Raw genomic sequence first — 21,727 nt, forward strand, 5'->3', positions numbered from 1 at the left:
CTCTTTGGCCCCCCCCCCGGGCCTACCACAAACATCTATATTTCGCTCCCGCCGTGTATTGTGGGGGCCGGCGCCGCGCCCCACCCGGGCCCCCCCACCGCTCCGGGTTCGTCTGCTGCACCGCTACCCCACGTCCGCCGGCTCTTGTTCGATCGTGAAGGCGCTTCCGGTGTGGGAGAGCCGCAGCAGCCGGGCCAGCGCGCGCGGGACGGCACACAACCGCAGGTCGGTTCCGCCGGCCCTGGCCACCCGGGCTGCGCCCAGCAGGGCGTTCAGCCCCGAGCAGTCGCAGAAGGTCAGGCCGCCGCAGTCCACCCGGACCTGCCGATGGCCTGCCACGGCTGCCTGGACGGCTTCCCTGAGATCCGGCGCACTCACGACGTCGAGATCCCCTGCCAGAGTGATCCGGCAGCTGTCGGGTCCGGTGGCCTGGACGCCAACCTGGAACGTGTCGTTCACGGCGCCCCCTTCGATCGCGATGCGCCTACGGGGTGGACCGGCTGTTCCTCAAGAGAAACCCCTACCCGGACGTCCTGTCCACCGGGCGGGCCGGCCGCGGGTACCCCCAGGAGGGGGAAGCCCGCATGTCTTGACAAGCGGGGCGGCACGTTCTATCCAGGATTCTGAAGAGGTTTCCTCCATATCCGCAGGTCAGAGCGGGGGAAGTGAACGCAGTGGCAGGGCAGGAGCCGTCCGGCCGACGACACGGCCATTACGCCGTGCTCGGCGTGCGGCCGACCGCTTCGGCCGCGCAGATCACATCGGCGTACCGCGGGGTCGCGCGCGCACCGCACCGCGACGCCAACCCGGGCGGCCCCGCGACGGACGGCCGGTTCACCGAGGTCGTGGCTGCCCGCGCCACCCTGCGCGATCCTGTCCTGCGCGCGGCATACGACTCCCGACGCGGTCCGAGGGGGCCGGACGGACCAGGGAGCCGTGACGCCCCCGCCGGGGCCAGGGACACGTGGTCACCGCGCGCGGCGCGTGTGACGGTGGAAGTGACAGTGCACCCGGCTCCGCCCCGGCACGCCCCGCCCCTGTGGGCGGGCCCCACCCGGGGGCGTCCGGCGTACGAGGCCCCCGGCCCGCCGGGGCCGCACCCGGCCACCGGCTGGGACCTGGTCCGGAAGTGGATCGCAGGGTGAGGAGAAGGCAATGGCACGTGCAGTGGGTATTGACCTTGGTACGACGAACTCGGTGGTCTGCGTCCTGGAGGGCGGCGAGCCCACGGTCATCACCAACACCGAGGGCGCCCGGACGACACCTTCGGTGGTCGGTTTCGCGAAGAGCGGCGATGTGCTGGTGGGCGAGATCGCCAAGCGGCAGGCCGTGACCAACATCGAGCGCACCGCCCGCTCGGTGAAGCGCCACATGGGCGAGGCACAGTGGCGGTTCCCCGACACCGGCGACATCGACGGCAAGCGCTACACCGCGCAGGAGATCTCCGCGCGCGTCCTGCAGAAGCTCAAGCGGGACGCGGAGAGCTACCTGGGCGAGGACGTGACGGACGCCGTCATCACCGTTCCCGCGTACTTCAACGACTCCCAGCGCACCGCGACCAAGGAGGCCGGGGAGATCGCGGGCCTGAAGGTGCTGCGGATCATCAACGAGCCGACAGCCGCGGCGCTCGCCTACGGCCTGGACAAGGAGAACGACCAGACCATCCTCGTGTTCGACCTCGGTGGCGGCACGTTCGACGTATCGCTGCTGGAGATCGGCGAGGGTGTGGTCGAGGTGAAGGCCACCAACGGTGACACGCACCTCGGTGGTGACGACTGGGACCAGCGGATCGTGGACTACCTGGCCAAGCAGTTCAAGAACGCGTACGGCATCGACCTCTCCAAGGACAAGATGGCCACGCAGCGGCTTCGGGAGGCCGCCGAGCGGGCCAAGATCGAGCTTTCGGCCGCCACCGAGACGAATATCAACCTGCCCTATCTGAGCGCGTCGGCCGAGGGGCCGCTGCACCTGGACGAGAAGCTCACGCGCGCGCAGTTCCAGCAGCTCACGGCCGATCTGCTGGCCCGCTGCAAGGACCCGTTCCACAACGCGATCAAGGACGCGAGGATCAAGGTTTCCGACATCGACCACGTGATCCTGGTCGGCGGCTCGACCCGGATGCCGGCCGTGACCGAACTGGTCAAGGAGCTCACCGGCAAGGACCCGCACAAGGGTGTGAACCCCGACGAGGTCGTCGCCATCGGCGCCGCGCTCCAAGCCGGTGTCCTCAAGGGTGAGGTCAAGGACGTCCTGCTGCTCGACGTCACGCCGCTGTCGCTCGGTATCGAGACCAAGGGCGGCATCATGACGAAGCTCATCGAGCGCAACACGACGATCCCGACCAAGCGCTCCGAGGTCTTCACGACGGCCGAGGACAACCAGCCGTCCGTGCAGATCCAGGTCTTCCAGGGCGAGCGCGAGATCGCGGCGTACAACAAGAAGCTCGGCATGTTCGAGCTGACCGGTCTGCCGCCGGCCCCGCGCGGTGTGCCGCAGATCGAGGTCGCGTTCGACATCGACGCCAACGGCATCATGCATGTGACCGCGAAGGACCTCGGCACCGGCCAGGAGCAGCGGATGACGGTCACCGGTGGCTCCGCGCTGCCGAAGGACGACATCGAGCAGATGGTCCGCGACGCCGAGCAGTACGCGGAGGAGGACCACCGGCGCCGCGAGGGCGCCGAGACCCGCAACCAGGCCGAGCAGCTCGTCTACCAGACGGAGAAGTTCCTCAAGGACAACGAGGACAAGGTCCCGGCCGATGTGAAGACCGAGGTCGAGACCGCCACCACGGAGCTGAAGGAAAAGCTCAAGGCCGAGTCCGCCGACAGTGACAGCACCGCCGGTATCCGCACCGCGACGGAGAAGCTCGCGACCGTCTCCCAGAAGCTCGGGCAGGCCATGTACGCCGATGCCCAGGCGCGGGCCCAGGGGTCCGGTGAGGCCTCGGGCGGCGCGGGCGAGAGCGGTGCGCGCGCGGCGAACGAGGACGAAGTCGTCGACGCGGAGATCGTGGACGACGACAAGCGGCAGGGAGGCGCCGGATGAACCGCCCGACCGACGGTGGCGGCCGGCCCCGCGTGCCGTCGCTGGAGATCGTCCGGGACGGGCGACAAAGCGGCGGCTCCCCGGGCGCGTTCTCGCCGCGTGCCGCCCAGCGGGAGGTGCAGACGCAGCGGGCCGCCGGCGCCCCGCCCGCCCATGACGGCGGCGACGCCCGGCAGCCGTCCCGGGAGGAGGCGCTCGGCGCGGAGCTGCGTGAACGCACGGCCGACCTGCAGCGGCTGAAGGCCGAGTACGACAACTACCGCAAGCGGGTACGCCGCGACCGGCTCGCGGTCCGCGAGATCGCCGTGGTCAACGTGCTCGGCCGGCTCCTGCCCGTGCTCGACGCCCTCACCGAGGCGACCGAGCAGGGAGAGGTGACCGGCGGGTTCGAGCGCGTCGCCCAGGCCCTGCGGTCGGAACTGGAGGCGCTGGGGCTGCAGGCGTTCGGGACGGCGGGCGACGCCTTCGATCCGTTCGTGCACGAGGCCGTCTCGTACAGCCTTACGGACGAGGTCGAGCGCCCCACCTGCACCGCGATCCTGCGGCCGGGATACCGGGTCGGCGATCAGCTCCTGCGGGCCGCCCAAGCGGCGGTCGCCGAACCTCCGGCCGACCCCCACGAGGGGAGCGGGGACCGGCGGTGACGCGAGAGGGCCGCCCGGCTGACGCGACGCATGGCGTTCGCCGCCACTGCGCCAGTCGGTGCATCTTGCCGACCGGCTCAGCAGACCGGTGCGGCTGCGGGGTACCCCTTCGTCCATGGCTGGTATCGAGCTCAAGAGTTCCGCGTTCAACGACGGTGCGACCGTCCCGCGCCACTACGCCAAGGACGGCGACGACGTCTCCCCCGAGCTCACCTGGTCCGGGGTGCCGGAGGGCACGTCGGAGCTGCTGTTGCTGTGCGAGGATCCCGACGCGCCGAGCGGGACCTTCGTGCACTGGCTGGTCACGGGCATCGATCCCGCGAGCCGTGGTGTGGAGGCGGGGCAGACTCCACAGGGCGGGCACGCCCGCATGAACGGATTCGGCGAGACGGGCTGGGGAGGTCCGCTCCCTCCCCCGGGCGACAAGGCCCATCGGTACTTCTTCCGCGTCTACGCGCTCCCCGAGCCGGTCGCTCTGGCCGACGAGGCGAGTGCCGACGATGTGCACGCGGCGGTGGACGGGCGACAACTGGCGGCGGGCACGATGGTCGGGCTCTACCAGCGCTGAGGTGCGGGCGGACGGCCGGGCGCGCGGTCCGGCCGCCGACGGGACTCCGGGGAAACTGATCACGTACCCTGAACCGGCGGCACCTGCCGACGCGATCACACCGGGCCGGCACCACACCGCCCCCCTCTCACCAGCGACTTCAGGATGGAACAGCCCATGGGAATGCTGATTACCATCGGTGCGGGCATCGTGGGCGTAGTAGTCCTCGGCATCGTCATCGCAGTGATCCTGGTCGTACGCAACCGCAATCGTGGCGGCGCGACGCCCGTTCACGGCGGTCACCAGCCCCCGCCCTACCCGGTGCAGCCCGGCCAGACCTGTCCCCCGGCACCGCCGAACCAGGCCCCGCACAACAGCCCCAACCCGTACGCTCAACAGCCTCCTTTCCAGGGACAGTAGGCACTGACCGTTCGCCGGCCGGGTCGCCACTGCGGGCCCGGCGAGTCGTGAGACCGCCCGGCGGGTGGCGGCCACGACGACGTCAACACCGGTGGGGCGCGGCGGCCGGGATGAGCGACGCGCTCTCCGGTGGGAACATGGGGTGCATGGGCGGCCAGACCCTCGTGACACCCCTGCTGAGCGGCGACGTGATGCCGGGCCGGGGTGTCGACCAGATCCTGCCGCACCCCGGTGACCCGGAGCTGCGCGAGGGATACGTCCGGGACGCCCGTGACTACGTCGCGCTGGCGGAGGCCGCCCACGGTCCGGTGCCCGTGCCGGCGGACTACACCTGGCCCTGGGGCGCGGCGCTGGGTGTGATGGACGCCGTGGCGCCCGACGTCAGGATCGTCAACCTGGAAACGAGCGTCACGACGAGCGGCGACTTCGCCCCGGGCAAGGCCGTGAACTACCGGATGCATCCGGGCAACGTCCCGTGCCTGACCGTCGCGCGGCCCGATGTGTGCGCGCTCGCGAACAATCACGTACTGGACTTCGGGTCCCGCGGCCTCGAGGAGACGCTGGACGTCCTGCACGCAGCCCGGCTCCGCACCGCCGGAGCGGGGCGGGACGCGGCCGAGGCGCGGCGGGCGGTGGCGGTCGCCACGAAGAGCGGCGGGCGAGTGGTCGTGCTGTCGTGCGGGACGGCGTCCAGCGGGGTCCCGTCGCTCTGGGGGGCGACGGAGAACCGGCCGGGCGTCGACTTCGTACCCGATCTGTCGGTCCGCAGCGCGGACGCGGTCGTACGGCGGCTGCGGGCGGTGCGGCGGGACGGTGACCTGACGGTCGTCTCGATCCACTGGGGGTCGAACTGGGGGTACACGGTGCCGCGGGCCCAGACCGCCTTCGCGCGGCGGCTCGTCGACGGTGGTGTGGACGTCGTGCACGGCCACTCCTCGCACCATCCGCGCCCGATCGAGGTCTACCGCGGCAGACTCGTGCTGTACGGCTGCGGAGACCTCGTCAACGACTACGAGGGCATCACCGGTTACGAGCACTACCGCGACGACCTGCGCCTGCTGTACTTCCCGTCGCTGGACGCGAGTACGGGTGAACTGACCGGTCTGCGGATCGCCCCGCTGCGGGCCCGCCGGCTGACGCTCCACCACGCGTCGGCGGAGGACGCCGACTGGCTGTGCCATGCCCTGACGAGGGCGGGACAGGCCTTCGGTACCGGGCTGGAGCACGGGCCCGGCGCCGATCCCTTCCTCACGCTCCGCTGGTGAGAGCGCGTCGCACGCCGTCGTACGGGCCGTTCAGCCGCGTCCCGTAGCGCGCTGGATCAGTTCTTCCCGGAGTCCCCGGCGAAGATGTCCGGCAGATCCAGTCCGCCCCGCTCCAGCAGTGACTCAGCCACCAGGACGGCCGTCTGTGCGTCGTCCGTGGCCTCGCCGGGGTCCCAGCCGCCTCCTCCGCACATCTCGCTGTAGTCACCGGTCGCCGGGAACCGGGCGGAGAACGCGCCCGCCGGGCCGAACTCGAAGGGGCGCCGAGGGCGTCACCCACCGCCGATCCGATGACCGCGCCGGCGGTCCTCCGCATCCGTTTCACGTGGTGGGGCTATCGACGCAGGGGCGAACGAAGCGACGGTAACCGGCGGACGAGAGGCGAGGGACGCGGACGCAGGGGCAAGTCTCCGGGACGCGAGGGGTCGCGGCCCAGCAGATTTGCGTAGCGGAGAGTGATGAACTCCCTACATGGCCTGCGCGTACTCAACGTACGTACACCGCCGCTTGAGAAGGCAACGAGGAGCCCCATGCGACCGTTCGTATTGAACTACGCCCAGCACAATGAACGGCCGGACGTCCCGGTTCCCTACGACTACAGCGCCGTTCACCAGTTGAACCTGCTGCCCGACGGACGGCCCGCCATCTGCGACCAGGCGCTGCTCCTGGCCACCAGCACCACCACGTCCACCGCCGGTTCCCAGACACACTTCGACGACTGACCGGCCGGCACGCCGATGACCGTACTGATCCTGACGTGCCATCAGGACGTCACGACGGACATGGTGGTGGCCAAGCTGCACGAACGGGGCGTCCCCCTGGTGCGCCTGGATCCGGCTGATCTGCCCGGTGAAGCGGGGTTGTCGGCCGAGTACGTGCGGGGCGACTTCCACTGCTTCCTGTCGGCGGACGGGCGCATGGTCAGCTCCAAGGCCCTGCGCTCCATATGGGTGCGACGGCCCGGCGAACCCGCCGCGCACGCCCCGGAGCCGTCGCAGTGGCTCACCGCCGAGACCGGACAGGCCCTGTACGGCGTGCTGTACTCCACCACAGCACGCTGGATGAACCATCCCCGCCAGGCGGAACAGGCGCGCCTCAAACCCTGGCAGCTGCGCTTCGCCCACCAGAGCGGCTTCGCCGTGCCGCCCACGGTCGTCACGACATTCCCGCGCGTGGCCCAGCAGTTCGCGGCGCAGTACGGACAGGTGGTGGTGAAGTCCCTCTCGGGGCCGCCGCGCAGTGAGCCGTCGATCGCCCTGCCCACCGCCCTGGTCGAGCCCGGCACGGACTTCGCGGGCGTGGCGGCCGGTCCCACGCTCCTTCAGCGGTACGTCCCCAAACGGGCCGACGTCCGGCTGACGAGCGTCGGCGGCCGGCTGTTCGCCGCCCGCAAGGTGTCGGCGTCCGGGCAGGTCGACGGCCGCTACGGCGACACGGGCAACGCGTGGGAGCCCGCAGACGTACCGGACCGCATCGCGCGGGCCGTTCACGAGTACATGGACCTGGCAGGGCTCGCGTACGCGGCTTTCGACTTCGCCGAGGACGCCGAGGACGTGTGGTGGTTCCTGGAGTGCAACCAGGGCGGCCAGTTCGGCTTCGTGGAGCTGGAGACCGGCCAGCCGATCGCGGAAGCGGTCGCGTCCTGGCTGGCCCAGGAGCCGCGTGAGCCGGCCTGAACGGGGGGCCGGCGCGCCGCGTAGTAGGGGGCGGGAGGGTGACCGTGATCGTACAGAAAAGGGGCGAGCATCTGTGATGCGTCGAAAAGGACCGAACGCGTGGGCGGCGCCGCGCCGGTCTCCCGGCAACAGCCGACGGTTCCGCGTCGATTACCCGCGTCAGGGGCGTCGCGGACTGTTACGGCTGGTCCCGTCGTGGCGCCAGCTGCTCGGCATCTCGCTGATCTGCTGCGGTGCGGTCGCCGCCCTGCTCGGTTACGTCTATTCCACGGTGCACATCGCCGACGTCAACGCCACCGCGCGCGCCGAAGCCAACATCTACTACTGGGCCGACGGCAAGCAGATGGTCACCACCGGGGCGGTCAACCGGCAGAACATCCCCCTGTCCGACATCCCGCCCTCCCTGCAGAACGCCGTGATCGCGGCGGAGAACGCCGACTTCTACACCGACCCGGGTTTCTCCGTGGGCGGCGTGGGGCGGGCCGTGGTGAACATGGCACGCGGCGGGGAGGTCCAGGGCGGTTCCACCATCACACAGCAGTACGTGAAGAACACGTACCTGACGCCGGAACAGACCGTGGACCGCAAACTGCGTGAGCTGTGTCTGGCGGTCAAACTCTCCAGGTCGCTGTCCAAGCAGGAAATCCTGCAGGGATACCTCAACACCAGTTGGTTCGGCCGCAACGCGTACGGAGTGCAGGCCGCAGCGGTGGCCTACTACGGCATGGACGCCAAGGAACTCGATCCCGGCCGCAGCGCGCTGCTGGCCGCGCTGCTCAAGGGGGCGGAGCAGTACGACCCTTCCCTCAGCGAGGCGAACCACCGCCGGGCGGAGGCGCGGTGGCGGTACGTACTGGACCGGCAGGTGGAGCTCGGCCACATGTCGCGGGAGGAGCGGGCCAAGTACACCGTCTTCCCGGAGCCGCGTCGGCAGTCCGTGCCCACCGGCCTGTCGGGACAGACCGGTTACCTGGTGGACGTGGCGAACAAGTACATCGCCAAACGCACCGGGCTGACCACCGAGGACCTGGGGCGCGGCGGATACAGGATTCGCACCACCTTCGACAGGACCAAGGTGGAGCAACTGCGGCAGACCGTGGAGAAGGTCTCCGCGCAGGCGCTGGACCCCGAGCGCCGGATCGCCGACCGGGACGTCCAGGTCGGCGCCGCGTCGGTCCGCCCGGGCGACGGCGCGGTGCTGGCGTTGTACGGCGGCCCCGACGCGACCAGGCACTTCACGAACAACGCCGACACGGCCGGTGTGCCGGTGGGTTCGGCCTTCAAGCCGTTCGTCCTGGCGGCGGCTCTTCAGCACGGTGTCCGGTCGGGCGGGGTGGCCCCGCCGCGATTGCCGGTGACGTCCGACAGCTTCTACGACGGGACCGGCACCCTGACCTCCGCGGCGCCGTTGCTGCCGCCCGAGGGGGCGAGTAGCGGCGCGAACCCGTTCGCGGGCGGCGGCCTGCCCTTCTCCACCGGCCTTCCCACCCTGCGCGAGGCGCTGGTGCCGGGCGGCGACGGGGGCGGCGACGGCGAGGAGGGCGGTGACAGTGTCTACAGCCGTCTGGGTGAGGATGTCGGCCTGGCAAAGGTGCGCGATCTCGCGGTCGGTACGGGTCTGTTGCCGCAGAGCATGGCTCCCCTGGAGCGGCGTTTCTCCGTCGGCACCTCGACCCCGAGTGCCATTCGGATGGCCGACGCGTACGCCACCTTCGCCGAGGACGGCCGGCGCACGGACCCGTACTCGGTCACCGCCGTCACCTACCGGGGCACACCGCTCGAAGGGCTGGAGCGGCCGCCCGGCAGGCAGGTTCTGGACACGGATGTGGCCCGCGAGGTCTCCCGCGCGATGCGGGACGTGGCCGTGGACGCCCTGGCACCGGACACACTCCGGGCGCTGGCACCGGTCTCCGCGGGCCGGACCGGGGACGACGACCGGCTGCCGGCCGCGTGGTTCATCGGCTACACGGAAGAGCAGTCGACCGCCGTGACCGTCTTCCGGAACAAGCCGGGCAAGGGTGGTCTGCTGCCGATGTTCGGAGTGGGCGGAGTGGAAGGGGCCTCCGATGGCGGCGGCTCCGGGCCGGAACGGGGCGACTTCCTGCCACTGCGGGTGTGGTCCTCGTACATGGCGGCGACTGTCTCGGGGACGCGACCGGCACCGGACCGTGAAGGTGACGGGGCGTCCGCCGACGCCCGCTGAGGAGCCTGCCGCCGGCGTACGGCGAAGGGGCCGGCGTCCGAGAGGACGCCGGCCCCTGCCGGACGGGTCTTGGGGCGCCTCTACCGGCCGCCCTGATCGGTCACGGGCGCACTGGCGCCGGCGGGCTTCGTGGGGGCGGCCGAGGGCCGCCTGCGGCCCAGGGCAAGGGCACTGGCCACCGCCACGAACGCGACCCCCCCGGCGGCGACCAGCGCCCCGGAGACCTCGTTGCGGGCGAAGTCGTACTGCGTGTTGCCGCTCGGGCCAATTCCGCTCTGTCCGGCATGCAGCCCCTCTCCGCGGCCGGTCACATCCCGGGAGACGGTGATCGTACGCTCGGACGGGACCTTCCCCGACGTGGTGATCTCACCGTTTACGGGGATGCCTGCACCGGCGAGTGCACCGGAGTTGCTCGCCGGGTCCAGGCCGATCCGGTGCGTCGTCCCTGCGGCGGCGGGTGCAGGGACCACTGCCGCGAGAAGGAGGGCGGCGGGCAGCGCGACAAGTGTGACGAGGCGAGTGAGGGTGCGCTGGGCTGTCACGTTCGTTGTTCCTTTCCGGCGGCCGTCCTGGGGGAGGGGCGGCCCGGGGCTTGGGCGTGTCCGGCTCCGGCGCGCGGGGCCTCACCGATACCGGCGGGCCCGGCGCACGGGAGGGCCTTCATCTCTGCGGGCTGCCGCCCGCTCCCACGGGGGCCTGCAAGGGCTGGGCGGCGTGCGGCGAGATGGACGCGACGGGGGCGGTCTCGCTCAGATGCCCCACATGCGGGCGGGCCCGGTCCGCGGCGGGCGTTCCGGCGATGGCGGCGGGCGGCGGGCCCGAGGGGGCCGTCGCACTCTTGCGCTCGTCGGGCGCGTTCGCCACCGAGGACCAGGTGCGGAGCCGATGACTGGCTGCCTCGTCGAGCGTCACGGGCGCCCCGCGCTGCTCGGCCAGCCGGCTCGCCTCCCGGCCGAGCGCCGCCACGTCGTCCCAGCGCAGGCTCAGCACCACGGAGAGCTCGGCGCCACCACCCGGGAGCCCTTGCATCATTGATTCCACACGATCAGTCATGTCCGCTCCTGTCGTTGACACAGACGCATCGCCACACCTGGCTCGGGCGCAGGTAGCCGGTAATACGCAACGTGTGGGCGGCATGTTCAGCGCGTGTTCGAATTCGCTCCTCGCCCGCCTCCGTCTCTTGCCACTGACATCGCCGTCGTGCCCGCAGCCCGACTCCTCGGTGGAGGTGTGTCGCCCTGCGGGCCACGAGGTGTGGTTACGCGCCCGCCGCGCCGGCCGCGGCAGCCGGCTGCTGCGTCGGCTGTCCGCTCTTGACGGCCCTGTAGTAGACGGACTTCTGCTGCTTGGTCCGCTCGCTCTGGTTCTTGGCGACCGATGCCTCGAGTGCGTTGCGCACCACGGTGACACTCAACGTGCGGTCGGGATGCGCCTCTGTCAGTTCCTGGGTGACTTCGGCCGCCGACCGCGGTTCGTCGTGCTTGGTGAGGATGGCGACGACGAGTTCACGCAGGGGAGGCGTGGTCTTGTTCGCCTTGGCTCCGGTATTCGACTGCGCTGTCTTCTTGGGACGCTTGCTGGTCTCGGGGGCTGCCTTCGCGCGGCGTGCCCTGGGAACCGCCGCGGTGGTGGTCGCCGGCTTGGCCGACTTGGCCTTCTTCGCCGGCGGTGTGCCCAGCGCGGCGCGCATGCTCACCAGCAGTTCGTAGTCCTTCTCCAGTTCCTCGAGCTGGGCACGCAGGTCTTCGACCTCGGCCCTGACGCGTTCTTGTTCCTTCGTGTTGCGCTCCAGATCGGCATCCACTTGCTGTGCGTACTGGGACTGCAGTGTGGCGTTGACTTCTGCCATGACAGCTCACTTTCTTTGCACGACTGTTGGGGGCGGATGCTACTCACATATGTCGTCGTTGCAGAACCACACGTGTGCGGCAATTCGACATCACCGCTCGACCCGCTGTCGAGCAGGGCGCCCAAGTTCACTCGGCGTAGTGCTCCCCACAGCGCCAACTCCCGTTGGCACAAGCTACGATCGCGGGTCGCCGTGAAGATCGATCTCAGAGGACGGGCAAGATGGCAGAGCGCAGAAAAAGCAGGCTGGCGGTCCTCGGAGCAGTGGGCGTACTGACGGGGGCTCTGGTGGCGGGAGCGGGACTCGGTTCTCGCCCCGAGGCCAGGGCGGCGGACACCTCTGGCAAGGCAGCGGCCGGCCTGCGGCACTGGCCCAAGCCGGTGGCGGCCCAACTCGGCCGGGTCATCTCGAAGAACGCCCACAAGGGTGCGTACGCCGTGTTCGACGCGGACAACACCACCTACCGCAACGACCTCGAGGAATCCCTCCTCCCCTACCTGGAAATGCGCGGAGTGGTCACCCGCGCGTCGATGGACCCGTCGCTGAGGACCATTCCCTTCAACGACACGGCGGACCACAAGGAGAGCCTGTACAGCTACTACAACAGGCCGTGCGAGATTGACGACCAGGTCTGCTACCCGTGGGTCGCCCAGATCTTCTCCGGGTTCACACTGAAGGAGCTCAAGGGGTACGTCGACGACCTGCTCGCGTACGGGAAGCCCATCCCGGCGGAGTATTACAAGGACGGGAAACGCACCACGACCGAGGTCGAGGCACCTCAGTTCCTGACGGGAATGCGGGAGCTGTACAAGACCCTGCGGACCAACGGCATCGAGGTCTACGTGGTCAGCGCGGCCAGTGAGGAGCTGGTCCGCATGGTGCTGGCCGACCCCAAGTACGGCTACAACGTCAAGCCGCAGAACGTCATAGGCGTATCGCTGCTCCTGAAGGACCGCGAGACCGGCGAAGTCACCACCGCCCGCAAGGAGATCGCCGCCGGTCACTACGACCCGGCCGAACTGAGCGAACGCGAACTGACACCGGCTCTCTGGGCGCCGCTGACATGGTTCGAGGGGAAACCCGCCGCGATCAGGACCTACATCGACGAGTGGCGCAAGCCCGTGCTGGTGGCCGGTGACACGCCGGTGAGCGACGGCCCGATGCTGTTCCACAGCACCGACCCGAAGAACGCGGGCACGAAGCTCTGGGTCAACCGCAAGGACGCGTACCTGAAGCAGATCGAGGACATGCGGCGCTCCAATGCCGCCCGGCAGCGGGAGCTCGGCGGTCCGGTGACCGCCGACAAGCGGTGGCTGGTCGTCAAGCCTGACGAGATCCGCTAGCCGTACGGCACCACAGTCCCCGGCGGCCCGGTCCCCCGGTCAGTGCCGGGGACTACCGCGCGTCGTCCTCGTCCGCCGGCTCGACGTGCATCGCGGCCTCCTCGGCCGAAGCCGCGCCACCGTCGATACCGACATCCCGGCCCAGTACGCCGATGTTCCGCCGCGGCGCCTCCTCCGGCACCGGGGCGATCCGGCCCGCGCGCGCATCGGCGGCCTGCTCGTCCAGGGGTTCACCCTCACCCCCCGGCAGGTCGCCGACCTCGTCGCCCTCCGGTGGCCGCACCTCGGGCGTTTCCTGTGCCAGGCGCTGGTCGAGGGACTCGCCTTCGCGCTGTTCCTCTCCCGTGGTGCCGTACTTCGTCACTCCCAGGGCCCGCTCGGGCGGGGAGTATCCCTCGTCCAGGATGTCGTCCAGGTCGCGCTCCCCTACCGCGTTCTCCAGGTCGAGGTCGTCGGTCGGCCTGTTCTGTGCGTCGGAGCGTTCCGGCTGGTACACATCGTCGCCTCGTGCCGCTTCCTCAGACATACGCCGGTTCCTTTCCCGCGTGGCAGTGCCCTGTTGCCTGTCGCGCATGTGGGTACCCGTCGGGACACACACCACACCGCTTCTGTGACATTTCACCCCGCGGGCCACCCTGCCCGCGCCACCCCCACGCGGCCCGCCACGCGAACACCTCATGACGGGCCCGGCAGCGGCTGTTCCGTCCAGATGGTCTTTCCGTGACGTGTGTACCGGCTGCCCCACCGCTCGGTGAGCTGTGCGATCAGGAACAGCCCGCGCCCGCCTTCCTCGGTGGCGCGCGCGCGTCGCATCCGGGGCTGCGTATTGCTGGGGTCGGACACCTCGCAGATGAGTGTCGACGTGCGGATGAGCTTGAGTTCGACGGGGCCGCCCCCCGCGTAGCGGATCGCGTTGGTGACCAGCTCGCTCGCCACCAGTTCGGTGGTGAAGGCGAGTTCGTCCAGGCCCCAGCGGGACAGTTGCCCCAGTACCAGCGCACGGGCGTCGGCCACGACCGCCGGGTCGGGTTCGAGGACCCATGTCACGCTGTCGTCCGGGGAGATTCCCCGGGTACGCGCGAGGAGCAGCGTCACGTCGTCCGACAGCGGGCTGGGGGCCAGATCGGCCACCACCTCACGGCCGACGTCCCGCAGCGGACGGTCGAGAGCGCCTGCGGCCATCAGCCGGCTCCTGAGCGCCGCCATGCCTTCGTCCAGGTCGGCCCGGGGCCGCTCGACCAGGCCGTCCGTGTAGAGCGCCAGTACGCTGCCCGGTTCGACCTCCAGCTCCACGGGCTCGAAGGGCAGCCCGCCGACTCCCAGGGGCGGCCCGGGGCTGACATCGATGTAATCGACCGTGCCGTCCGGAGCCAGCAGAGCGGGCGGCGGGTGGCCGGCGCTGGCCATGGCGCACTGTCGCGCCACGGGGTCGTACGTGACGTACAGACACGTCGCACCGAACGAGTCGTACGCGCTCAGCGGTTCTGACGTGGGGGTGCCGTTCTCGAAGGTGCTGTTCTCCACCGTGAGCTGTGAGACGAGGTCGTCGAGGTGGGTCAGCAGCTCGTCGGGTTCGAGATCGAGATCAGCCAGGGTGCGCACGGCGGTGCGCAGCCGTCCCATCATCGCTGTGGCCTGCAGACCGTGGCCGACCACGTCTCCGACCACCAGAGCGACCCGTGCGGACGACAGGGGGATGACGTCGAACCAGTCGCCGCTCACTCCGCCTGCCGTGTCCGTGGGGAAGTAGACGCTGGCGCTGTGTACCGCGGCCGTCTCGGTCATGGTCGGCGGCAGCAGGCTGCGCTGCAGACTCACGGAGGCGTGGCGCTCGCGGGCATAGCGGCGGGCGTTGTCCACGACCAGGGCGGCGCGGGAGGCGATCTCCTCCAGCAGGGCCAGGTCCTCGGCGCCGAAGGGCGCGCGGTCACCCGTGCGCCACACCGTGACCCGGCCCAAAAGTCTGCCTCTGGCCCGCAGCAGCGCGCTCATGCAGGAGCGGATGTCCGGTCCCGGCATCGGACCCGGTACGTCGTCGTCCGGCGGCCGGTCACCGGCGAGCCGCGGCCATACGCGGCCCTGCGGGGCCTCACCGGCGTCGACCCGCATGGAGCCGCCGGGCGACAGCTGCCCGGCGCCCGCCACGCCCGCCACGGCCGCCCGGCGCAGGACATGGTGTCGCTCATGGCCCGGACCGGGCTCCTCGTGGGCGAACACGGCCTCCGCGATGTCGACGGCGGCCAGGTCGGCGAGCACGGGAACGAGCACGTCGGCCAGGTCCTGCGTGGTCTCGGCGACGGAGAGGGAGTTGCCCAGCACGGCGGTGGCGTTGTGCAGCAGGTCGAGGCGCTCGCGTGCGCCGCGCTGTTCCGTGACGTCGGTGAACAGGGCGGTGACGCCCATGATCCGTCCGTCCGGCTCCTGGAGGCGGAACGCCGACAGCGCCATGATCCGTCCCATACCCGGGTCGACCCGTGTGCGTACGAGCGCGTCCGTCGCCACGAGCGGGATCCCGGTGGTGAGCACGTCCCGCAGCTGCTCCTCGATCACACGCGCGTCCTCGGCCCAGAGGAATTCCGCGAGCCGCAGGCCTCCCAGGTCCGGAGGCACACCCGTGTACGGAAGGAGCTGGGTGTTCGTCCGCACCAGCCGCAGCTCGCGGTCGAACATCGCGAAGCCGACCCGTGCCTGGAGGAACATCTCCTGCATGAAGGCGTGGTCCTGGCGCCACCGCGCCATCAGGGCCGCCGGCGCCCCCAGGAGGAAGAAACGCGACGAGCGCCGGTCCGGCTGCCCCCGGTCGAGCGGAAGGACACGGAACATGACGTCCGCTTCCCCGCCGCCGCCCTGGCGCACCACGGCCCGGCCCTCCCACACAGCGCCGTCCCGCTGCGCCATGACGTCCGCCCACCGGTCCGGGTCGGACAGCAGATCCTTGATCCGCCGGCCGCACAGTTCCTCGGCCCGCTGATTGAGCAGAGCCTCCGCCGCCGGGGTGCAGCCGAGGATGATCCCGGCTGCGTCCACCAGCAGCCCGGCGGAGTTGCCTGCGTCGAGGGGATCGTCGTTGCTGCGAGCCATACGCACACGCACCCCCGAGTCGGCATCTCATCGGTCCTGATGCGGCCGGACGATAGGCACCATTGATCCGTCGGTGTCCTGGTTCTCTTGATCAGGCTATCCATCACCCCGGCCGTCCGCCCGCCCGGAGGGCAAAAGACCGGCCAATGGCCGATCGCCCCGAAGACGCCGACGTGCGGCCGTGGCGGGGCCGTGTGACCCTGGCCGCGGGACGAGGCCGGGCCGACCGAGGGAGATGGCGATGAATCAGCTCGGAGACAAGCCGGAAGAGGTCCGCAAGCAGCTGGAGGAAGAGAAGCGGCAGGCCCGGGAGCGGGAACGGAAGGCCGCCGAGCGGGACACCGAGCCCGGAGACCGGTCCGGGGATCCGGGCGGCCCGACGTACTCGGACGAGCGGGACCGGGGCTGATCGCCCCTGCCGCGCCGACCGCGGACCGAGCCGCACTCCGGCCCGGGCGCGGCTCTTCTCACGCCGGTCGCGGATGCGGCCACAGATGCGAGACTTGGAAACATGGACTGGGCTTCATGGACGACGCTCGGGGTACTGACGGGCCGCGGCGGGGTGCTCACCGAAGAGGTGGGCGTGCTGACCGGTGACCTCACGGTGCACACCACATGGGCCGACGGCGAGGCACGGATCGCTGTGCAGTACAGCGGTGCGGCGGACTGGTTCACCATGTCGGGCAGTCCGGTGCCCTCCTCTTCGGAGGCTGACAGCCGGAACCTGCACGACGCGGTGGTAGCGGCGGTCCGCGCCGGTGGCGGCGCCACTGTCCCCGCGCCACCTCACAGCTCCTCGCCTCAGTGACGCCGCTCCCCCGGCCGTAGGGTCGGCCGCTCCTCGCACGGCAAGCCGATCCACGTCATCCGCGGACGGCCCGGCACAGCTAGGAGAACGGCCATGCTCGCGCGTGATCTCGCGGAAACCTACCCGCACATCTCGGTCGACGCCGACGCGGTGGACGCCGCCCGGCTGCTCGCCGCGAACAAGCTCCCCGCGCTGCTCGTGGTCGACTCCGACCAGCGGCCGTACGCCATCGTGCCGGGCTCCCAGCTCATCAAACAGCTCGTGCCCGACTACCTGCTGGAGGAGCCGCTCCTCGTCTCCGTGATCGACGACCGGCACCTGGGCGAGGTCACGGAGAAGATCGCGGGGCTGACGGTCGCCGAGTGGCTGCCGCCGCGCACCTACGCACCTCCGGTGGTCGGGCCCGACGCCGGTCTGCTGCAAGTCGCTGCGCTCATGGCCCGCACGCGCAGCCCGCTGGTCGGGGTGATCGAGCGCGACGGCGACGAGGTGCGCCTGCTGGGCGCCGTCACGGCCGCCTGCCTGATGACTCATCTTGTCGGTGGTCCCTGAGCGGATGCGCGAGGGGACGCGCCCGGTCGGCGTGATCACGGCCTGGCACCTCTCCGGGAGCCGCTCGGCCCGGTGCGCACGCGGGGCGCCGGGACGGCCCGTAGCGTCGGCGCCGCGCGCGGTCTACCGCAGGGCCGTCGCGCGGTGCTCGCCCACGGCCCGCTCGATGTCCTCCTGCACCAGGTGGTGGTGCAGGGCGGCCGCGGCCGCCGACCCCATGCCGGCCGCCGTGACCACCTGCGCCCGCGGATCGGCGACATTGCCCACCGCCCACACCCCGGGCACGCTGGTCCGGCCCGAACGGTCGGTGGTCACCCAGCCGTTCTCGTCCCGCTCACAGCCCAGGCCGGTCAGCAGGGCGTCGCGCGGCACCATCCGCGGCAGGGCGAACACCGCGCCGCGGGACACCACACGGCCGTCGGCCAGTTCGACCCCGCGCAGCCGGTCGTCGTCCACCACCAGGCGCTTGATCTCCCCCTCGGCGACGCGCACCCCCCGGGCGGCCAGCCGTTCACGGTCGTCGCCCGACAGGTCCAGGGTGTGCGGGAAGAAGACCAGGTCGGCCGACCACTGCCGCAACAGCAGGGCGTGCGGCACAGCTCCCGGGTGGGTGCCCAGCACTCCGAGCGGCTGGTCACGTACCTCGTAGCCGTGGCAGTACGGGCAGTGCAGCACATCGTTGCCCCACCGCTCACGCACGCCGGGGACCGGGGGTAGTTCGTCGCGCAGGCCGGTGGCCATCACCACCCGACGGGCCCGGAGCACGGTGCCGTCGGCCAGACGCACATGGAAGCCGGGATCGATGTGGTCGACCCGGCCCTCGATCAAGTCCACGCCGTACGCCGCCACTTCGGCCCTGCCGGCCGCCAGCAGGTCCGCCGGTGGCATCCCGTCGCGGGACAGGAAACCCTGCATGTGCGCGGCCGGGGCGTTGCGCGGATCCCCCGCGTCCACCACCGCCACGCGGCGGCGGGCGCGGGCCAGTACCAGGGCCGCGTTCAGGCCGCCGGCCCCCGCGCCGACGACCACGACGTCGTACGCGGGACTGTTCGTTGCCACCCGCTTCGTATCGCTCATGGCGATCACCTCCGCCCACAGGGTGCGGCCAGGCGCTTGAGGCGGCAATCTTTGTTGCTGTTCCTGGAAATAAGGGGCCGGACCGCGCGTCCTGTCCTGCCAGGCTGCCCGGTCAGATGTCCCAGGACCTGGGGCGGGCCAGGGCCTCCCACTCGGGGCGGAGCAGGGACAGGACCGCGAGATCGTGGCGGCGTCCCCGGTGCAGACAGACCGAGCGGCGTGTCCCCTCCTGGACGAACCCCGACTTGGCCAGGACGGCGAGCGCGGCCGTGTTGCCGGTGTGGGTGTCCGCCTGGAGGCGCTGCATGGGCAGCTCGCCGAAGGCGAGGTCGGTCAGCGCGTCGAGGGCGTCGGTGCCGTACCCCTGCCCCCGGTAGCGGCTGGCCAGCATCAGGTGGACTTCCGCCGTGCCGTCGACGATGTTCTGGTCGGCCAGGGCGATGTGGCCGATCGGTGTGCCGTCGGGGAGCAGGACGAGGAAATCGTCACGGTCGTGGTCGTCCCTGTTGCTCTCCATGCGCTCGCGCAGCGCGGAGAGGGAGCGCGGCCAGAAGCCGATCTCCTGTGCGGCCACCGGGTCGGAGCGCCAGCTGTGCATCAACTCGGCGTCGTCGATGTCGAGAGGCGCCAGAGCGACTCTCCTCCCCCGCCAGCAGGGCTCCCGGTACGCCGCTTCGGTGTCGTCGGCCGCGTTGTCCGTCTGGTTGTCGGTCACGGGCGGATGCTACGGGCCGCCCGGTGCCCGTGACCAGCCAAGTCCGCCGCCGGCAACGGTGACCGGCAGTCGAATAGGGTGCCCCCATGGATCAGCGGGTTTTGGGCAGGACCGGCCGGAACGTCTCCGTCGTCGGGCTCGGTACGTGGCAGCTCGGCGCAGACTGGGGCGACGTACGCGAGGAGGACGCGCTCGGCGTCCTGGACGCGGCGGTCGACGAGGGCGTGACGTTCTTCGACACGGCCGACGTGTACGGCGACGGGCGCAGCGAACAGCTGATCGGCCGCTTTCTGCGCGCCCGGCCCGACGCCGGTGTGTTCGTGGCCACCAAGATGGGCCGCCGTGTCGACCAGCTGCCCGAGAACTACGTCCTGGACAACTTCCGCGCCTGGAACGACCGGTCGCGCGAGAACCTCGGCGTGGACACCCTCGATCTGGTGCAGCTGCACTGCCCGCCGTCGTCGGTCTACTCGTCCGACGCGGTCTACGACGCGCTCGACACCCTGGTGGCCGAGAAGCGGATCGCCGCGTACGGCGTGAGTGTCGAAACGTGCGCCGAGGCCCTCGCCGCGATCGCACGACCGGGCACGGCGAGCGTACAGATCATCCTCAACCCGTTCCGGCTGAAGCCGCTCGAAGAGGTGCTTCCGGCCGCCGCCGAAGCCGGTGTGGGCATCATCGCGAGGGTGCCGCTCGCCTCGGGGCTGCTGTCGGGCAAGTACACCAAGGACACCGTGTTCGCCGGTGACGACCACCGGACGTACAACCGGCACGGCGAGTCGTTCGACCAGGGCGAGACGTTCTCCGGCGTCGACTTCGCGAGCGGTGTCGACGCCGCCGCGGAGTTCGCCGCGCTCGCGCCGCGAGGAGCGACGCCCGCACAGACGGCGCTGCGCTGGATCATCCAGCAGCCCGGTGTGAGCAGTGTCATTCCCGGCGCGCGTTCGCCGGAGCAGGCCCGCGCGAACACGTCGGCCGCGTCGCAGCCGGATCTTCCGCACACCACTGCCGACGCGGTACGGGAGCTGTACGACCGGCGGATCCGCGCGCAGGTGCACCACCGCTGGTAGGTCCCGACGCAGGTTCTCCGACCGGCTGACCGGCCGGTTTCCCCGCATCAGATGTGTGAGAAGCGTCTGACGAGGAAGTCGACCGGGACGAACCGACGAAGGAGAGTCAGTGAGCGAGCGCAAGAACATATTCGTGATCGGCCTGGACGACGCCAATCTGCCGACCCTGCGAGCGGTGCCCTACGCACAGGACTACGAGTTCCACCCGCTGCTCACCATTGAGGAGCTCCAGCACGGCGAGGTGTCGGTCGCGGAGCTGTTCGACAAGGCGCGGAAGGTGCTCGACGGCTTCGACGGCAGCATCGACGCGATCGTCGGTTACTGGGACTTCCCCGTGAGCACACTCGTACCGATGCTGAGTGAGCGCTACGGCACGCGCAGCACCGGCCTGGAGTCCGTCGTCAAGTGCGAGCACAAGTACTGGAGCCGCCTCGAGCAGCAGAAGGTCGTCGACGAGCATCCGCGTTTCGGCCGGGTCGATCTGGAGTCGGACGAACCGCGCGCACCCGAGGGCGTGCGGTTCCCCATGTGGCTCAAGCCCGCCCTGTCGTACTCCTCGGAGCTGGCCTTCGGCGTCAAGGACCAGCAGGAGTTCGAAGAAGCGGTCGAGGCGATCCGCAAGGGAGTCGCCCGGGTGGGCCGGCCCTTCGAGTACGTCCTCGACCGGCTCGACCTGCCCGAGGAGATGGCCGGTGTCGGAGGTCAGGTCTGCCTGGCCGAGGAGGCGCTCTCCGGGATCCAGGTCGCGGTGGAGGGGTACGTCCACAACGGTGACGTCACCGTGTACGGTGTCCTGGATTCCATCAACTACCCGGATTCCTCCAGCTTCCTGCGTCACCAGTACCCCTCCGCCCTGCCCGATCCGGTGATCCGCCGGCTGCATGACGTCTCCGAACGGGTGATGCGGCAGATCGGCATGGACGCGGCGACGTTCAGCATCGAGTACTTCTACGACCCGCAGACCGACGCGATCAACCTGCTGGAGATCAATCCCCGGCACTCGCAGTCGCACGCCGAGCTGTTCGAGTACGTCGACGGCGTCCCGAACCACCACTGCATGCTGAATCTCGCCCTGGGCAAGGACCCCGCCCTTCCGCACCGGGCAGGCCCGTACGCGGTGGCCGCCAAGTGGTACTACCGGTGGTTCGCCGACGGTGCGGCGCGTCAGGTGCCGACGGCCGACGACATCGCGCGGATCGAGCGGGAGATTCCGGGCGTACGGGTCGACGTGGTGCCGGAGGAGGGGCAGCGCCTGTCGGAGACTCCGCAGCAGGACAGCTACAGCTACGAACTCGCCCACATCTTCACGGGCGGCGACAGCGAGAAGGAGCTGCGGGAGAAGTACGACCGCTGTGTGGCGGCCCTGGGACTCGACTTCGACGAGACCACACCGGGCGGACGCGACCAGAAGAACCTCTGAGACCCCGAG

Annotated in this window: 23 protein-coding genes and 1 pseudogene; 15 read left to right on the forward strand and 9 right to left on the reverse strand. The window is 70.5% G+C overall.

Annotated elements, in window-relative coordinates; genetic code table 11:
- Window positions 1–123: 123 nt before the first annotated feature.
- Window positions 124–459, reverse strand: coding sequence for an STAS domain-containing protein (locus ACWIHY_RS06400; RefSeq protein WP_454374473.1), 336 nt, complete (start codon window positions 457–459; stop codon window positions 124–126).
- Window positions 460–665: 206 nt separating this feature from the next.
- On the opposite strand from ACWIHY_RS06400, the gene ACWIHY_RS06405 reads away from it, so the two are divergent.
- The 6 genes from ACWIHY_RS06405 (at window position 666) to ACWIHY_RS06430 (ending at window position 5,924) form a co-directional block, all read left to right on the forward strand.
- Window positions 666–1,145: a J domain-containing protein gene (locus ACWIHY_RS06405; RefSeq protein WP_454374474.1), complete on the forward strand. Its 480-nt coding sequence runs from the start codon at window positions 666–668 to the stop codon at window positions 1,143–1,145.
- A gap of 10 nt (window positions 1,146–1,155) precedes the next feature.
- Window positions 1,156–3,048, forward strand: a complete 1,893-nt coding sequence (gene dnaK / locus ACWIHY_RS06410; protein WP_454374475.1) for a molecular chaperone DnaK — start codon at window positions 1,156–1,158, stop codon at window positions 3,046–3,048.
- Window positions 3,045–3,692 (forward strand): nucleotide exchange factor GrpE, encoded by a 648-nt coding sequence (grpE, locus tag ACWIHY_RS06415; protein ID WP_454374476.1) that lies wholly within the window; start codon window positions 3,045–3,047, stop codon window positions 3,690–3,692. Before dnaK ends, grpE begins: the two co-directional genes overlap by 4 nt.
- 115 nt (window positions 3,693–3,807) lie before the next feature.
- Window positions 3,808–4,260 carry a YbhB/YbcL family Raf kinase inhibitor-like protein gene (locus ACWIHY_RS06420; protein WP_454374477.1) on the forward strand — a complete coding sequence of 151 codons (453 nt, stop codon included), beginning with the start codon at window positions 3,808–3,810 and terminating at the stop codon, window positions 4,258–4,260.
- A 156-nt stretch (window positions 4,261–4,416) separates the two neighbouring features.
- Complete coding sequence (locus ACWIHY_RS06425; protein WP_454374478.1) at window positions 4,417–4,659, forward strand: hypothetical protein; 243 nt, start codon at window positions 4,417–4,419, stop codon at window positions 4,657–4,659.
- A gap of 146 nt (window positions 4,660–4,805) precedes the next feature.
- A complete protein-coding gene (locus tag ACWIHY_RS06430; protein ID WP_454374479.1) occupies window positions 4,806–5,924 on the forward strand; it encodes a CapA family protein in 1,119 nt (372 codons plus the stop codon).
- Window positions 5,925–6,001: 77 nt separating this feature from the next.
- Here the strand turns inward: ACWIHY_RS06430 and ACWIHY_RS06435 are convergent.
- Window positions 6,002–6,240 (reverse strand): annotated as a pseudogene (locus ACWIHY_RS06435) (ADP-ribosylglycohydrolase family protein); the annotation flags it as partial.
- A 214-nt stretch (window positions 6,241–6,454) separates the two neighbouring features.
- Between ACWIHY_RS06435 and tgmA the strand changes: the two are divergent.
- The 3 genes from tgmA to ACWIHY_RS06450 all read left to right on the forward strand — a co-directional run bounded on the left by tgmA (window position 6,455) and on the right by ACWIHY_RS06450 (window position 9,803).
- A complete protein-coding gene (tgmA, locus tag ACWIHY_RS06440) occupies window positions 6,455–6,646 on the forward strand; it encodes a putative ATP-grasp-modified RiPP (RefSeq protein WP_454374480.1) in 192 nt (63 codons plus the stop codon).
- Between the two features lie 15 nt (window positions 6,647–6,661).
- Window positions 6,662–7,600, forward strand: a complete 939-nt coding sequence (gene tgmB, locus ACWIHY_RS06445) for an ATP-grasp ribosomal peptide maturase (protein ID WP_454374481.1) — start codon at window positions 6,662–6,664, stop codon at window positions 7,598–7,600.
- A gap of 76 nt (window positions 7,601–7,676) precedes the next feature.
- On the forward strand, window positions 7,677–9,803 hold the full coding sequence (locus ACWIHY_RS06450; protein ID WP_454374482.1) for a transglycosylase domain-containing protein: 2,127 nt from the start codon (window positions 7,677–7,679) through the stop codon (window positions 9,801–9,803).
- A gap of 80 nt (window positions 9,804–9,883) precedes the next feature.
- Here the strand turns inward: ACWIHY_RS06450 and ACWIHY_RS06455 are convergent, their stop codons facing one another.
- The 3 genes from ACWIHY_RS06455 to ACWIHY_RS06465 all read right to left on the reverse strand — a co-directional run bounded on the left by ACWIHY_RS06455 (window position 9,884) and on the right by ACWIHY_RS06465 (window position 11,652).
- On the reverse strand, window positions 9,884–10,345 hold the full coding sequence (locus ACWIHY_RS06455; RefSeq protein ID WP_454374483.1) for a hypothetical protein: 462 nt from the start codon (window positions 10,343–10,345) through the stop codon (window positions 9,884–9,886).
- Window positions 10,346–10,463: 118 nt separating this feature from the next.
- Window positions 10,464–10,856, reverse strand: coding sequence for a hypothetical protein (locus tag ACWIHY_RS06460; protein ID WP_454374484.1), 393 nt, complete (start codon window positions 10,854–10,856; stop codon window positions 10,464–10,466).
- 205 nt (window positions 10,857–11,061) lie between these two features.
- Window positions 11,062–11,652, reverse strand: a complete 591-nt coding sequence (locus ACWIHY_RS06465) for a hypothetical protein (protein WP_454374485.1) — start codon at window positions 11,650–11,652, stop codon at window positions 11,062–11,064.
- 221 nt (window positions 11,653–11,873) lie between these two features.
- On the opposite strand from ACWIHY_RS06465, the gene ACWIHY_RS06470 reads away from it, so the two are divergent.
- On the forward strand, window positions 11,874–12,995 hold the full coding sequence (locus ACWIHY_RS06470) for a haloacid dehalogenase-like hydrolase (protein WP_454374486.1): 1,122 nt from the start codon (window positions 11,874–11,876) through the stop codon (window positions 12,993–12,995).
- Between the two features lie 52 nt (window positions 12,996–13,047).
- Here ACWIHY_RS06470 and ACWIHY_RS06475 read toward each other — a convergent pair whose 3' ends face one another.
- Window positions 13,048–13,521: a DUF5709 domain-containing protein gene (locus tag ACWIHY_RS06475; protein WP_454374487.1), complete on the reverse strand. Its 474-nt coding sequence runs from the start codon at window positions 13,519–13,521 to the stop codon at window positions 13,048–13,050.
- 149 nt (window positions 13,522–13,670) lie between these two features.
- Entirely contained in the window at window positions 13,671–16,076 is a 2,406-nt protein-coding gene (locus ACWIHY_RS06480; protein ID WP_454374488.1) for a SpoIIE family protein phosphatase, read from the reverse strand.
- A gap of 241 nt (window positions 16,077–16,317) precedes the next feature.
- Here ACWIHY_RS06480 and ACWIHY_RS06485 point away from each other — a divergent pair, with 241 nt between their 5' ends.
- The 3 genes from ACWIHY_RS06485 (at window position 16,318) to ACWIHY_RS06495 (ending at window position 17,436) form a co-directional block, all read left to right on the forward strand.
- Window positions 16,318–16,485 carry a hypothetical protein gene (locus tag ACWIHY_RS06485; protein WP_454374489.1) on the forward strand — a complete coding sequence of 56 codons (168 nt, stop codon included), beginning with the start codon at window positions 16,318–16,320 and terminating at the stop codon, window positions 16,483–16,485.
- A gap of 102 nt (window positions 16,486–16,587) precedes the next feature.
- Window positions 16,588–16,884: a hypothetical protein gene (locus ACWIHY_RS06490; protein WP_454374490.1), complete on the forward strand. Its 297-nt coding sequence runs from the start codon at window positions 16,588–16,590 to the stop codon at window positions 16,882–16,884.
- Between the two features lie 93 nt (window positions 16,885–16,977).
- On the forward strand, window positions 16,978–17,436 hold the full coding sequence (locus ACWIHY_RS06495) for a CBS domain-containing protein (RefSeq protein WP_454374491.1): 459 nt from the start codon (window positions 16,978–16,980) through the stop codon (window positions 17,434–17,436).
- A gap of 123 nt (window positions 17,437–17,559) precedes the next feature.
- On the opposite strand, the gene ACWIHY_RS06500 is transcribed toward ACWIHY_RS06495, so the two are convergent.
- A complete protein-coding gene (locus ACWIHY_RS06500) occupies window positions 17,560–18,513 on the reverse strand; it encodes an NAD(P)/FAD-dependent oxidoreductase (protein ID WP_454374492.1) in 954 nt (317 codons plus the stop codon).
- Window positions 18,514–18,625: 112 nt separating this feature from the next.
- Window positions 18,626–19,228, reverse strand: a complete 603-nt coding sequence (locus ACWIHY_RS06505) for a GNAT family N-acetyltransferase (protein ID WP_454374493.1) — start codon at window positions 19,226–19,228, stop codon at window positions 18,626–18,628.
- Window positions 19,229–19,314: 86 nt separating this feature from the next.
- On the opposite strand from ACWIHY_RS06505, the gene ACWIHY_RS06510 reads away from it, so the two are divergent.
- Entirely contained in the window at window positions 19,315–20,298 is a 984-nt protein-coding gene (locus ACWIHY_RS06510; protein ID WP_454374494.1) for an aldo/keto reductase, read from the forward strand.
- Window positions 20,299–20,407: 109 nt separating this feature from the next.
- Complete coding sequence (locus ACWIHY_RS06515; RefSeq protein WP_454374495.1) at window positions 20,408–21,718, forward strand: ATP-grasp domain-containing protein; 1,311 nt, start codon at window positions 20,408–20,410, stop codon at window positions 21,716–21,718.
- The last annotated feature ends 9 nt before the right edge of the window (window positions 21,719–21,727 follow it).

This window comes from Streptomyces sp. NPDC055287, assembly GCF_053646035.1.